Source organism: Klebsiella sp. R390 (assembly GCF_051131745.1).
Taxonomy (GTDB): domain Bacteria; phylum Pseudomonadota; class Gammaproteobacteria; order Enterobacterales; family Enterobacteriaceae; genus Klebsiella.
Window position 1 is genome coordinate 3914578 of the sequence record NZ_CP180445.1, and the last position, 13862, is coordinate 3928439.

The 13862-nt window shown below is 53.0% G+C and carries 8 protein-coding genes, 1 tRNA gene, 3 rRNA genes and 1 other annotated feature; of the genes, 8 read left to right on the forward strand and 4 right to left on the reverse strand.

Annotation, left to right across the window (positions count from 1 at the left end; all coding sequences use genetic code 11):
• The first annotated feature begins 1 nt into the window (after position 1).
• Positions 2–874: an SMP-30/gluconolactonase/LRE family protein gene (locus ACMYSP_RS18425; RefSeq protein ID WP_434583492.1), complete on the forward strand. Its 873-nt coding sequence runs from the start codon at positions 2–4 to the stop codon at positions 872–874.
• Here ACMYSP_RS18425 and pheA read toward each other — a convergent pair.
• From pheA to bamD, 4 genes are all read right to left on the reverse strand, one after another.
• A complete protein-coding gene (gene pheA, locus ACMYSP_RS18430; RefSeq protein ID WP_434583493.1) occupies positions 871–2031 on the reverse strand; it encodes a bifunctional chorismate mutase/prephenate dehydratase in 1161 nt (386 codons plus the stop codon). The two genes, ACMYSP_RS18425 and pheA, sit on opposite strands and share 4 nt — an antisense overlap.
• Before the next feature lie 32 nt (positions 2032–2063).
• Positions 2064–2188 (reverse strand) — a sequence feature (Phe leader region).
• Positions 2140–2187: a pheA operon leader peptide PheL gene (gene pheL / locus ACMYSP_RS18435; RefSeq protein ID WP_125294913.1), complete on the reverse strand. Its 48-nt coding sequence runs from the start codon at positions 2185–2187 to the stop codon at positions 2140–2142. It overlaps the preceding feature by 48 nt.
• A 106-nt stretch (positions 2189–2294) precedes the next feature.
• Positions 2295–2630 (reverse strand): ribosome-associated translation inhibitor RaiA, encoded by a 336-nt coding sequence (raiA, locus tag ACMYSP_RS18440; protein ID WP_004866516.1) that lies wholly within the window; start codon positions 2628–2630, stop codon positions 2295–2297.
• A 270-nt stretch (positions 2631–2900) separates the two neighbouring features.
• Entirely contained in the window at positions 2901–3638 is a 738-nt protein-coding gene (gene bamD / locus ACMYSP_RS18445) for an outer membrane protein assembly factor BamD (protein WP_434583494.1), read from the reverse strand.
• A 131-nt stretch (positions 3639–3769) separates the two neighbouring features.
• On the opposite strand from bamD, the gene rluD reads away from it, so the two are divergent.
• The 7 genes from rluD to rrf all read left to right on the forward strand — a co-directional run bounded on the left by rluD (position 3770) and on the right by rrf (position 13680).
• Positions 3770–4750 (forward strand): 23S rRNA pseudouridine(1911/1915/1917) synthase RluD, encoded by a 981-nt coding sequence (gene rluD, locus ACMYSP_RS18450; protein WP_123756924.1) that lies wholly within the window; start codon positions 3770–3772, stop codon positions 4748–4750.
• Positions 4747–5478, forward strand: coding sequence for a purine nucleoside phosphorylase YfiH (gene yfiH / locus ACMYSP_RS18455; RefSeq protein ID WP_434583495.1), 732 nt, complete (start codon positions 4747–4749; stop codon positions 5476–5478). Before rluD ends, yfiH begins: the two co-directional genes overlap by 4 nt.
• Positions 5479–5606: 128 nt before the next feature.
• On the forward strand, positions 5607–8180 hold the full coding sequence (clpB, locus tag ACMYSP_RS18460; RefSeq protein ID WP_434583496.1) for an ATP-dependent chaperone ClpB: 2574 nt from the start codon (positions 5607–5609) through the stop codon (positions 8178–8180).
• Between the two features lie 464 nt (positions 8181–8644).
• A 16S ribosomal RNA gene (locus tag ACMYSP_RS18465) occupies positions 8645–10186 on the forward strand.
• Positions 10187–10271: 85 nt separating this feature from the next.
• Positions 10272–10347, forward strand: a tRNA-Glu gene (locus ACMYSP_RS18470).
• A gap of 218 nt (positions 10348–10565) precedes the next feature.
• Positions 10566–13471, forward strand: a 23S ribosomal RNA gene (locus tag ACMYSP_RS18475).
• 93 nt (positions 13472–13564) lie between these two features.
• Positions 13565–13680 (forward strand): 5S ribosomal RNA (rrf, locus tag ACMYSP_RS18480).
• Together the 16S, 23S and 5S rRNA genes with 1 tRNA gene alongside form the textbook arrangement of a ribosomal RNA operon.
• Positions 13681–13862: the final 182 nt, after the last annotated feature.

Consider the following 13862-nt stretch of genomic DNA (forward strand, 5'->3'; position numbering starts at 1 on the left):
GATGGCTGAACCACAACCGCTGTTTGATTACGCAGGACATCTGCCGGAATGCCCGACCTGGAGCGAGACCGAGCAGGCGCTCTACTGGGCCGATATCCTTGAGTGTGAAATCCACCGCTATGACATCAACAGTGGTGAACATCAGATCCTGCAGTTTCCCGAAGAAGTGGGCTGCTTCTCTCTGCGCGAGAAAGGTGGCTTCATCGTGGCGCTGCGCAGCGCTATTTGGTTAACCGATGCCCACGGGCTGCTGCGACGTAAAATTTGTGATAACCCAAGTAACCCGCAGCTGGCACGCTTTAACGATGGTGGCACCGACCGCGAGGGGCGCTTTTACGCCGGGACATTCTGGGGGCCGGGAGATTTTAACGGTGCGCTGCTGATGCGGATTAACCATGACCTGACGCCTCGGGTGATTCAGTGTGACATACATGGTGCCAATGGCCTGGCATTTAGCGATGATAAGCGCTGGATGTATACCTCTGATACGCCAAATGCCGTTATTTACCGTACGCCACTGGATGCACAGGGTGAACCCGGCAAGCGGGAAGTATTTCGGCGTTTTCAACCGGGAGAGGGGATTCCTGACGGGGCGGCTATCGACGAAGAAGGGTGCTACTGGAGTGCGATGTTTGACGGCTGGCGAATTGCCCGCTTTTCCCCGAGCGGAGAAGCGCTGGAAACCTACCGGCTGCCGGTGCGCTGCCCGACGATGGTCTGTTTTGGCGGCGCGGATATGCGTACGCTGTACATCACTACCACCCGGGAAAATATGGACGCCGACGAAGTACAGCAATACCCGCTCTCCGGCGCCATCTTCACCCTGCCGGTTGCGGTGGCAGGGATGACGAAACCGGTATTTATTGAGCGTTAAATCGGATCGACCGGCACCACGTTTTCGCCCGGGTAGCAGCCGAGAACCTTCATTGAACGGGTAATCTCGGCCAACTCTTTCAGTGCCTTACGCATAGGGATTGATTCGAGGTTGGCCTGGATATCCAGATAAAACATCTCTTCCCACGGGTTACCGTGAATCGGGCGCGACTCCAGCTTGGTCATGATCAGGTTGTGATTGCGCAGTACCAGAAGCGCTTCAACCAGCGCGCCCGCCTGTTGGCCGGTCGCCATCAGTAGCGTGGTTTTTGCCGGAACCTGATCGGAAACGTTCACCGCTTTGCGTGCCAGCACCAGGAAGCGGGTGATGTTTTGTGTTTGATTTGCCTGGCAGTGCTCAAGCACCTGCAGGCCGTACAGCGCGCCACCGGCTTCGCTACCCAGAGCGGCAACGGTAGGAGAGTTAGCCTGAGCCACTTTCTCCATCGCCGCCGAGGTGCTTTCGGTATATTCAATTTTCCAGTGCGGATAACGGCTCAGATACTGGCTGCACTGCTGAAACGGCTGCGGGTGGCTATACACGGTCTGAATACGTTGCGGATCGGTTGACGCCGAGACCAGCACACAGTGATCGATGGGGATCGTCAGCTCGCCAACGATCGACAGGCTGGTATGTTGCAGCAGATCGTAGACGTCGTTGATCCCGCCGGAGCTGGTGTTTTCAATGGGGACGACAGCATAGTCAGCCTGTCCGGTTTCTACCTGATTGAAGATATCGGCAAATTTAGCGCAACCGCTCTCGATAAACTGCTCGAAGTGGCGAGCGGCGTACTGGCGTGCGGCAAGATGTGAATATGACCCCTTTGGCCCGAGGAACGCCACCCGCGCTGAATGCGGATTGATTTTATTCAGGTGTTGCTGCAGCAGCGTTTGTTGAGTGAGTACCGAATCCTCAATAATCAGCTGGAACAGGCGTGTGATGTAGTGGGCATCCAGGTGATGGCTTTTTCCCAGCGTCATCAGGCGCTCCAACAGGTCGCGCTCGCGATCGATATCACGGACCGGACGGTGCGATGCCAGCTTTGCTTTACCGACTTCTACAGCCAGTCCGCGGCGTTCTGCCAGCAGCGCGAGCAGCTTTTCATCCAGTGCGCTGATCTTATCGCGCAGGGCCAGTAACGGGTTTTCCTCGGTCATATTGTGTTGCCTTTCTTGTTATTCATTTATCAATAAAAAAGGCCTCCCGTTTGGGAGGCCTTGTTGTTCGTCTTCGCATTCTTTATCACACGACGAATCGCCTCCCGTTCAGGGGAAGGTAAAAAAGAATGCGAAGAAGAACGGTAGTTGTTTCACGGTGATGTCCTTTGGTTGATGGCAGTTACAGTACCCGTACTGTTTTCATCCTGTCAATAAAAAACGCGCCCGAAGGCGCGTGGCGTTACACAATATTAAGTTAAGGATTACTCTTCTTCTTCCACAAAGCCTGCCTCTTTCACCGATGTTGCGGCGCGGCGGGCTTCCCCTTTGTGTTGCACTTTATTCAGCTGCCGTTCCAGCTTGTTGATTAATTCGTTGATAGCGACGTACATATCTTCACTTCTTCCACTGGCAACCAGGTGGCCATTCGGCGTGTTGATGGTTGCGTCAGCGACAAAACCCTGCGGCTCTTTAGAGAGAATGATGTGCGGGTTGATTAAGTGGGTTTGCCATTTATCCAATTTGGCGAGACGGTCTGCGACGTGCTGGCGGATTGCCGGAGTAATTTCCATTTGTTTACTGGTAATGTTCATTGTCATAAATTTTACCTCTTGTCTTTCCCGTCTTGGTGAACTCAGCATACCTCGCCCAATGTCAAGATGTGTGATTAAGATCACATTTTAATGTCACTTTTTGTCAACGAATTCATTTTGTGAGGCAGGGCAGGAACAGGTGAGATTTTACTTGTCGAATAGGGGAAAGGGCGTCATATTTGATAGGATGACTCGACGCTAAAACGCTTCAGCTTTGGTGTCTGAGCAATAAAAAACGGCAGCTCATCGCTGCCGTTTTGCTTATCTGAAATGCGATCAGGTGTTTTTGCCGTTAGCCGCGATGATTTTCGCTACTTTATCGGCCTGGGCATTCATTTGCATCTGGCGATAGGCGTTTTCCATCTTCGGCAATGCATCGCGAGTGGCCTGTGTATCCGGATAGCTGCGCAGCATGCCATCAACACGGTTCACTACGGCAACCCATGCACCACGGTCGGTGTAGTAATCCACGACCGACAGCTCGTACTTCGCCAGGCGATCTTTCAGGAACACCATACGTTTGTAGGCGTCGGTCGCATACTGGCTGTTCGGATAACCGCGTACCAGTTTGGAGAAGTCGTTAAAGGCATCACGTGCGTGCTGTGGATCGCGGTCAGAACGATCGACCCCGAAGAATCCTTGCAGCGCACTGTCATCCAGAGCCATATTTGTCAGACCACGCATATAAATGACGTAATCAATGTTAGGATGTGTCGGGTTCAGACGAATAAAGCGGTCGATGGCTGCCTGAGCCAGCGGTAGATCGGCATTTTTGTAATACGCATAAATCAGGTCGAGCTGTACCTGCTGGGAATAAGGTCCGAACGGGTAGCGGTTATCCAACGCTTCCAGTTGCGTTATTGCCTGTTTCCAGTTACCGTCCTGCAGCTTTTGCTGAGCGGTCGCGTAGATTTCATTCGGCGGATTATCAGGCACCTCCTCCTTTGAGCCGGAGCAACCCACCAAAGCCAGGCTCAGTGTGGCCGCTGCCACCAGGTATTTCATGCGCGTCATGACGTTTTGACTTCCTCAAAATGTTTATGCGGGAGAATCTCTGTTCCTGCTCCCGATTAAGACCAGCTACAATAGCACACTATATTAAACGGCAAAGCCGTAAAACCCAACGTTAAACGAAGAAGCTGTATATGGCACAACGAGTACAACTCACCGCAACGGTGTCCGAAAATCAACTCGGTCAACGCTTAGATCAGGCTTTGGCCGAAATGTTCCCTGATTATTCGCGATCGCGAATAAAAGATTGGATCCTTGACCAGCGAGTGCTGGTAAACGGCGCTGTCAGCGACAAGCCGAAAGAGAAAGTTTTAGGGGGAGAGCTGGTCTCCATCGATGTTGAAATCGAAGAAGACGTCCGCTTCGAACCGCAGGATATTCCGCTCAATATCGTTTATGAAGATGATGACATCCTCGTCATTAACAAACCGCGCGACCTGGTCGTACACCCGGGCGCGGGCAATCCCGACGGTACTGTGCTGAATGCGCTGCTGCACTATTATCCGCCGATTGCCGATGTCCCGCGCGCGGGTATCGTTCACCGTCTGGATAAAGACACGACTGGCCTGATGGTCGTCGCCAAGACTATCCCGGCGCAAACTCGCCTGGTGGAGTCGCTGCAGCTGCGTGAAATCACCCGTGAGTATGAAGCGGTGGCGATTGGCCACATGACTTCCGGCGGAACGGTAGAAGAACCTATCAGCCGTCACCCGACTAAGCGTACGCACATGGCGGTGCACCCGATGGGTAAACCGGCGGTCACTCACTATCGTATTATGGAGCACTTCCGTATCCATACGCGCCTGCGTCTGCGTCTGGAAACCGGTCGTACGCACCAGATCCGTGTGCATATGGCGCATATCACCCATCCGCTGGTGGGCGATCAGGTCTATGGCGGCCGTCCGCGCCCGCCGAAGGGTGCTTCAGAAGCGTTTATTACTGCGCTGCGCAAGTTTGATCGTCAGGCTCTGCACGCGACGATGTTGCGTCTGTACCATCCGATCAGCGGTATTGAGATGGAATGGCATGCGCCTATTCCACAGGATATGGTTGATCTGATTGACGCAATGCGTGCTGATTACGAAGACCACAAGGACGATATCGACTGGTTATGACTAAACTGATTGTACCGCAATGGCCTGTGCCGGAAGGCGTGGCGGCCTGTAGCTCCACGCGTGTTGGCGGCGTCAGCCTGCCACCGTACGATTCACTCAATCTGGGTGCCCATTGCGGAGACAATCTGCAGCATGTGGAAGAGAACCGCCGGCGGATGTTTGCCGCAGGCGGGTTACCGTCGTATCCGGTCTGGCTGGAGCAGGTGCATGGCACTGCCGTGCTGAAACTGGACGGCGGGCCATATGAGTCAAAGCGGGCGGATGCGTCATACTGCAATATGCCGGGCACGGTGTGTGCCGTGATGACCGCAGACTGCCTGCCGGTGCTTTTTTGCAATCGTGCAGGAACTGAAATTGCCGCTGCACATGCCGGCTGGCGCGGATTATGCGACGGCGTGCTCGAAGCAACCGTCGCTTGCTTTGCCGATAAGCCAGAAAACATTCTGGCCTGGCTCGGCCCGGCCATCGGCCCCGAGGCGTTTGAAGTCGGCCCGGAAGTGCGCGATGCCTTTATGAGTAAAGACCCGAAGGCCGAGAGCGCTTTTCGGCCGGTTGGTGAGAAATACTTTGCCGATATTTATCAGCTTGCCTGCCAGCGCCTGGCTAACGTGGGCGTGACGCAGATCTTCGGCGGCGATCGCTGTACGCTAAGCGAAAAGGATGATTTTTTCTCTTATCGCCGTGATAAGACGACGGGTCGTATGGCGAGTTTCATCTGGTTGAGCTAACCTCGCGAGTCAAGACGATCCAGACGGCAAACATATTTTTCGCATAGTTCAGGTCTTTAACCTTGAATAATTGAGGGATGACCTCATTTAATCTCCAGTAGCAAATTTGACCTGTTATGGGAGGAGTTATGCGTCTGGATCGTCTTACCAATAAATTCCAGCTTGCTCTTGCCGATGCCCAGTCACTTGCACTTGGGCACGACAACCAATTCATCGAACCTCTTCATCTAATGAGCGCCTTGCTGAATCAGGAAGGGGGATCGGTACGTCCTTTATTAACTTCTGCTGGCATTAATGCCGGAGAGTTAAGCACGGCCATCACTCAGGCGTTGAGCCGTTTACCGCAGGTGGAAGGCACCGGCGGTGACGTGCAGCCGTCTCAGGATCTCGTGCGTATTCTGAATCTTTGCGACAAGCTGGCGCAAAAGAGGAAGGACAACTTTATTTCGTCAGAGCTGTTCGTTCTGGCGGCGCTTGAATCACGCGGTACGCTGACCGACCTTTTAAAATCTGCCGGAGCAACAACCGCCAATGTGACTCAGGCGATTGAACAAATGCGCGGAGGTGAAAGCGTGAACGATCAGGGTGCCGAAGACCAACGTCAGGCATTGAAGAAATTTACGGTCGATCTGACCGAGCGGGCTGAACAAGGCAAACTGGATCCGGTGATCGGCCGTGATGAAGAAATTCGTCGGACAATCCAGGTGTTGCAGCGGCGCACTAAAAATAACCCGGTTCTGATTGGGGAACCCGGTGTCGGTAAAACCGCCATCGTGGAAGGACTGGCGCAGCGTATCGTTAACGGCGAAGTGCCGGAAGGGCTGAAAGGCCGCCGCGTACTGGCGCTGGACATGGGGGCACTGGTCGCCGGGGCGAAGTATCGTGGTGAGTTCGAAGAGCGCCTGAAAGGCGTGCTGAACGATCTCTCGAAACAGGAAGGCAACGTCATCCTGTTTATTGATGAGCTTCATACCATGGTGGGGGCCGGGAAAGCCGACGGCGCAATGGATGCCGGCAACATGCTCAAACCTGCGCTGGCGCGTGGGGAGCTGCACTGCGTCGGCGCGACCACGCTCGATGAGTATCGTCAGTATATTGAGAAAGATGCCGCGCTGGAGCGTCGTTTCCAGAAAGTGTTCGTGGCTGAACCGTCAGTGGAAGATACCATCGCGATTCTGCGCGGTTTAAAAGAGCGTTACGAGCTGCATCACCACGTACAGATCACCGACCCGGCGATCGTCGCAGCCGCAACCTTGTCGCATCGTTATATTGCTGACCGCCAGCTGCCGGATAAAGCCATCGACCTGATCGATGAGGCTGCATCCAGCATTCGTATGCAGATTGACTCGAAGCCGGAAGAGCTCGACCGACTTGACCGACGTATTATCCAGCTCAAGCTGGAGCAGCAGGCGTTGAAGAAAGAGGCCGATGAGGCCAGCCTGAAACGGCTGGATATGCTCAATGAAGAGCTGGCGGATAAAGAGCGTCAGTATTCAGTATTAGAAGAAGAGTGGAAGGCGGAAAAAGCGTCACTCTCCGGAACCCAGACGATCAAAGCCGAGCTGGAACAGGCGAAAATCGCGATTGAGCAAGCGCGTCGCGTTGGTGACCTCGCGCGGATGTCTGAACTGCAGTACGGTAAAATTCCGGAGCTGGAGAAACAGCTTGCGGCTGCCACCCAGTCGGAAGGCAAAACCATGCGTCTGTTGCGAAACAAAGTGACCGACGCGGAAATTGCCGAAGTACTGGCCCGCTGGACCGGTATTCCGGTGGCGCGAATGATGGAAGGCGAGCGTGAAAAACTGCTGCGGATGGAGCAGGAACTGCACAGTCGGGTGATCGGTCAGAACGAAGCGGTTGAAGCGGTATCCAATGCGATTCGTCGTAGCCGTGCCGGGCTGTCTGACCCTAACCGTCCAATCGGATCGTTCCTGTTCCTCGGGCCAACCGGTGTCGGTAAAACCGAGCTTTGCAAAACGCTGGCTAACTTTATGTTCGACAGCGACGATGCAATGGTGCGTATCGATATGTCCGAGTTTATGGAGAAACACTCCGTCTCGCGTCTGGTCGGTGCACCTCCGGGATATGTCGGCTATGAAGAAGGGGGCTATCTGACTGAAGCGGTTCGTCGCCGTCCGTATTCCGTCATTTTGCTGGATGAAGTCGAAAAGGCCCATCCGGATGTGTTCAACATTCTGTTGCAGGTGCTGGACGACGGTCGTCTGACCGATGGGCAGGGGAGAACGGTCGATTTCCGCAATACGGTGGTGATCATGACCTCCAACCTCGGTTCGGACTTGATTCAGGAGCGTTTCGGGGAGCTGGATTACGGCCATATGAAAGATCTGATTCTGGGTGTGGTCAGCCAGAACTTCCGCCCGGAGTTCATTAACCGTATCGATGAAGTGGTGGTCTTCCATCCTTTGGGTGAAAAACACATAGCTTCTATTGCGCAGATTCAGCTGCAGCGTCTGTACAAACGTCTGGAAGAACGTGGTTACGACGTTCATATGTCCGATGAAGCGCTGAAACTGCTGAGCGCGAATGGTTACGATCCGGTGTACGGCGCGCGTCCGTTAAAACGCGCTATCCAGCAGCAGATCGAAAACCCACTGGCGCAGCAAATTCTTTCCGGTGAGCTGATTCCTGGCAAAGAAGTCCAGCTGGTGGTTAAAAACGACCATATCGTCGCAGTGCAGTAAATCACAAAACGACAAAAACGGGCCCAATGGGCTCGTTTTTGTTTAAAAACCAGGCAAGAATTAAAGTCCGAATGCGAAATTGATTAATAAGTAAGCGAACGAATCATTTTTGTGAATTTAAACTTGTCACGTCAGAATTACTGCCTATAATGCGCCTCCACTGACACGGAACAACGGCCAACAAGCCGCCGGGCCAGCAGGGTTCTCCACTGAAAGCCAGTCGAGTTACCTGACAGAGAAAAGCAAAAAATAAATGCTTGACTCTGAAGTGGGGAGGCGTATTATGCACACCCCGCGCCGCTGAGAAAAAGCGAAGCGGCACTGCTCTTTAACAATTTATCAGACAATCTGTGTGGGCACTCAAAGTGACATGGATTCTTAACGTCCTCGGACGAAAAATGAATACCAAGTCTCTGAGTGAACACGTAATTCATTACGAAGTTTAATTCACGAGCATCAAACTTAAATTGAAGAGTTTGATCATGGCTCAGATTGAACGCTGGCGGCAGGCCTAACACATGCAAGTCGAGCGGTAGCACAGGAGAGCTTGCTCTCTGGGTGACGAGCGGCGGACGGGTGAGTAATGTCTGGGAAACTGCCTGATGGAGGGGGATAACTACTGGAAACGGTAGCTAATACCGCATAACGTCGCAAGACCAAAGTGGGGGACCTTCGGGCCTCATGCCATCAGATGTGCCCAGATGGGATTAGCTAGTAGGTGGGGTAATGGCTCACCTAGGCGACGATCCCTAGCTGGTCTGAGAGGATGACCAGCCACACTGGAACTGAGACACGGTCCAGACTCCTACGGGAGGCAGCAGTGGGGAATATTGCACAATGGGCGCAAGCCTGATGCAGCCATGCCGCGTGTATGAAGAAGGCCTTCGGGTTGTAAAGTACTTTCAGCGAGGAGGAAGGCATTAAGGTTAATAACCTTAGTGATTGACGTTACTCGCAGAAGAAGCACCGGCTAACTCCGTGCCAGCAGCCGCGGTAATACGGAGGGTGCAAGCGTTAATCGGAATTACTGGGCGTAAAGCGCACGCAGGCGGTTTGTTAAGTCAGATGTGAAATCCCCGGGCTCAACCTGGGAACTGCATTTGAAACTGGCAAGCTTGAGTCTTGTAGAGGGGGGTAGAATTCCAGGTGTAGCGGTGAAATGCGTAGAGATCTGGAGGAATACCGGTGGCGAAGGCGGCCCCCTGGACAAAGACTGACGCTCAGGTGCGAAAGCGTGGGGAGCAAACAGGATTAGATACCCTGGTAGTCCACGCTGTAAACGATGTCGACTTGGAGGTTGTTCCCTTGAGGAGTGGCTTCCGGAGCTAACGCGTTAAGTCGACCGCCTGGGGAGTACGGCCGCAAGGTTAAAACTCAAATGAATTGACGGGGGCCCGCACAAGCGGTGGAGCATGTGGTTTAATTCGATGCAACGCGAAGAACCTTACCTACTCTTGACATCCAGAGAACTTAGCAGAGATGCTTTGGTGCCTTCGGGAACTCTGAGACAGGTGCTGCATGGCTGTCGTCAGCTCGTGTTGTGAAATGTTGGGTTAAGTCCCGCAACGAGCGCAACCCTTATCCTTTGTTGCCAGCGGTCCGGCCGGGAACTCAAAGGAGACTGCCAGTGATAAACTGGAGGAAGGTGGGGATGACGTCAAGTCATCATGGCCCTTACGAGTAGGGCTACACACGTGCTACAATGGCATATACAAAGAGAAGCGACCTCGCGAGAGCAAGCGGACCTCATAAAGTATGTCGTAGTCCGGATTGGAGTCTGCAACTCGACTCCATGAAGTCGGAATCGCTAGTAATCGTAGATCAGAATGCTACGGTGAATACGTTCCCGGGCCTTGTACACACCGCCCGTCACACCATGGGAGTGGGTTGCAAAAGAAGTAGGTAGCTTAACCTTCGGGAGGGCGCTTACCACTTTGTGATTCATGACTGGGGTGAAGTCGTAACAAGGTAACCGTAGGGGAACCTGCGGTTGGATCACCTCCTTACCTGAAAGAACCTGCCTTTGTAGTGTCCACACAGATTGTCTGATGAAAAGTAAATAGCAAGGCGTCTTGCGATTGAGACTTCAGTGTCCCCTTCGTCTAGAGGCCCAGGACACCGCCCTTTCACGGCGGTAACAGGGGTTCGAATCCCCTAGGGGACGCCACTTGCTGGTTTGTGAGTGAAAGTCGCCGACCTCAATATCTCAAAACTGGTTCTCCGGAATCACGTTTGAGATATTTGCTCTTTAAAAATCTGGATCAAGCTGAAAATTGAAACGACACACTGTTTCCTTTCTCCGTAATAAGAAAGGAAAAGCGGTGTGTTCGAGTCTCTCAAATTTTCGCAACGCGAACTGTTTTACGAAACAGCTTCGGGTTGTGAGGTTAAGCGACTAAGCGTACACGGTGGATGCCCTGGCAGTCAGAGGCGATGAAGGACGTGCTAATCTGCGATAAGCGTCGGTAAGGTGATATGAACCGTTATAACCGGCGATTTCCGAATGGGGAAACCCAGTGTGATTCGTCACACTATCGTTAAGTGAATACATAGCTTAACGAAGCGAACCGGGGGAACTGAAACATCTAAGTACCCCGAGGAAAAGAAATCAACCGAGATTCCCCCAGTAGCGGCGAGCGAACGGGGAGGAGCCCAGAGTCTGAATCAGCGCGTGTGTTAGTGGAACGGTCTGGAAAGTCCGGCGGTACAGGGTGATAGCCCCGTACACTAAAATGCACACGTTGTGAACTCGAAGAGTAGGGCGGGACACGTGGTATCCTGTCTGAATATGGGGGGACCATCCTCCAAGGCTAAATACTCCTGACTGACCGATAGTGAACCAGTACCGTGAGGGAAAGGCGAAAAGAACCCCGGCGAGGGGAGTGAAAAAGAACCTGAAACCGTGTACGTACAAGCAGTGGGAGCCTACTTGTTAGGTGACTGCGTACCTTTTGTATAATGGGTCAGCGACTTATATTCTGTAGCAAGGTTAACCGTATAGGGGAGCCGTAGGGAAACCGAGTCTTAACTGGGCGTTAAGTTGCAGGGTATAGACCCGAAACCCGGTGATCTAGCCATGGGCAGGTTGAAGGTTGGGTAACACTAACTGGAGGACCGAACCGACTAATGTTGAAAAATTAGCGGATGACTTGTGGCTGGGGGTGAAAGGCCAATCAAACCGGGAGATAGCTGGTTCTCCCCGAAAGCTATTTAGGTAGCGCCTCGTGAACTCATCTTCGGGGGTAGAGCACTGTTTCGGCTAGGGGGTCATCCCGACTTACCAACCCGATGCAAACTACGAATACCGAAGAATGTTATCACGGGAGACACACGGCGGGTGCTAACGTCCGTCGTGAAGAGGGAAACAACCCAGACCGCCAGCTAAGGTCCCAAAGTCATGGTTAAGTGGGAAACGATGTGGGAAGGCACAGACAGCCAGGATGTTGGCTTAGAAGCAGCCATCATTTAAAGAAAGCGTAATAGCTCACTGGTCGAGTCGGCCTGCGCGGAAGATGTAACGGGGCTAAACCATGCACCGAAGCTGCGGCAGCGACACTATGTGTTGTTGGGTAGGGGAGCGTTCTGTAAGCCGTTGAAGGTGGCCTGTGAGGGTTGCTGGAGGTATCAGAAGTGCGAATGCTGACATAAGTAACGATAAAGCGGGTGAAAAGCCCGCTCGCCGGAAGACCAAGGGTTCCTGTCCAACGTTAATCGGGGCAGGGTGAGTCGACCCCTAAGGCGAGGCCGAAAGGCGTAGTCGATGGGAAACAGGTTAATATTCCTGTACTCGGTGTTACTGCGAAGGGGGGACGGAGAAGGCTATGTTAGCCGGGCGACGGTTGTCCCGGTTTAAGCATGTAGGCGGGAAGTTTAGGTAAATCCGGACTTCTGTTAACGCTGAGGTGTGATGACGAGGCACTACGGTGCTGAAGTAACAAATGCCCTGCTTCCAGGAAAAGCCTCTAAGCATCAGGTAACATCAAATCGTACCCCAAACCGACACAGGTGGTCAGGTAGAGAATACCAAGGCGCTTGAGAGAACTCGGGTGAAGGAACTAGGCAAAATGGTGCCGTAACTTCGGGAGAAGGCACGCTGATGGTAAGTGAAGTGACTTGCTCATGGAGCTGAAATCAGTCGAAGATACCAGCTGGCTGCAACTGTTTATTAAAAACACAGCACTGTGCAAACACGAAAGTGGACGTATACGGTGTGACGCCTGCCCGGTGCCGGAAGGTTAATTGATGGGGTTATCCGTAAGGAGAAGCTCTTGATCGAAGCCCCGGTAAACGGCGGCCGTAACTATAACGGTCCTAAGGTAGCGAAATTCCTTGTCGGGTAAGTTCCGACCTGCACGAATGGCGTAATGATGGCCAGGCTGTCTCCACCCGAGACTCAGTGAAATTGAACTCGCTGTGAAGATGCAGTGTACCCGCGGCAAGACGGAAAGACCCCGTGAACCTTTACTATAGCTTGACACTGAACATTGAGCCTTGATGTGTAGGATAGGTGGGAGGCTTTGAAGCGTGGACGCCAGTCTGCGTGGAGCCAACCTTGAAATACCACCCTTTAATGTTTGATGTTCTAACGTAGACCCGTGATCCGGGTTGCGGACAGTGTCTGGTGGGTAGTTTGACTGGGGCGGTCTCCTCCCAAAGAGTAACGGAGGAGCACGAAGGTTAGCTAATCCTGGTCGGACATCAGGAGGTTAGTGCAATGGCATAAGCTAGCTTGACTGCGAGCGTGACGGCGCGAGCAGGTGCGAAAGCAGGTCATAGTGATCCGGTGGTTCTGAATGGAAGGGCCATCGCTCAACGGATAAAAGGTACTCCGGGGATAACAGGCTGATACCGCCCAAGAGTTCATATCGACGGCGGTGTTTGGCACCTCGATGTCGGCTCATCACATCCTGGGGCTGAAGTAGGTCCCAAGGGTACGGCTGTTCGCCGTTTAAAGTGGTACGCGAGCTGGGTTTAGAACGTCGTGAGACAGTTCGGTCCCTATCTGCCGTGGGCGCTGGAGAATTGAGGGGGGCTGCTCCTAGTACGAGAGGACCGGAGTGGACGCATCACTGGTGTTCGGGTTGTCATGCCAATGGCATTGCCCGGTAGCTAAATGCGGAAAAGATAAGTGCTGAAAGCATCTAAGCACGAAACTTGCCCCGAGATGAGTTCTCCCTGACTCCTTGAGAGTCCTGAAGGAACGTTGAAGACGACGACGTTGATAGGTCGGGTGTGTAAGCGTAGCGATACGTTGAGCTAACCGATACTAATGAACCGTGAGGCTTAACCTTACAACGCCAAAGCTGTTTTGGTGGACAGAGAGAAGATTTTCAGCCTGATACAGATTAGTTGGGGTGCTTTTAGCATCCTGATAACAGAATTTGCCTGGCGGCGATAGCGCGGTGGTCCCACCTGACCCCATGCCGAACTCAGAAGTGAAACGCCGTAGCGCCGATGGTAGTGTGGGGTCTCCCCATGTGAGAGTAGGGAACTGCCAGGCATCAAATAAAACAAAGAAACCTCATGCGAAAGCATGGGGTTTTTTTGTTTATCTGCTAAAGCAAAGGGCTCAGTCGAAAGACCGGGCCTTTTGTATTGTCTGCGTTTTATTCCCACGAAAGTCTCCATTCATCATAAAATGGCACGACACCCACACTTAGCAGCAACATAAAAGCCTGCTGT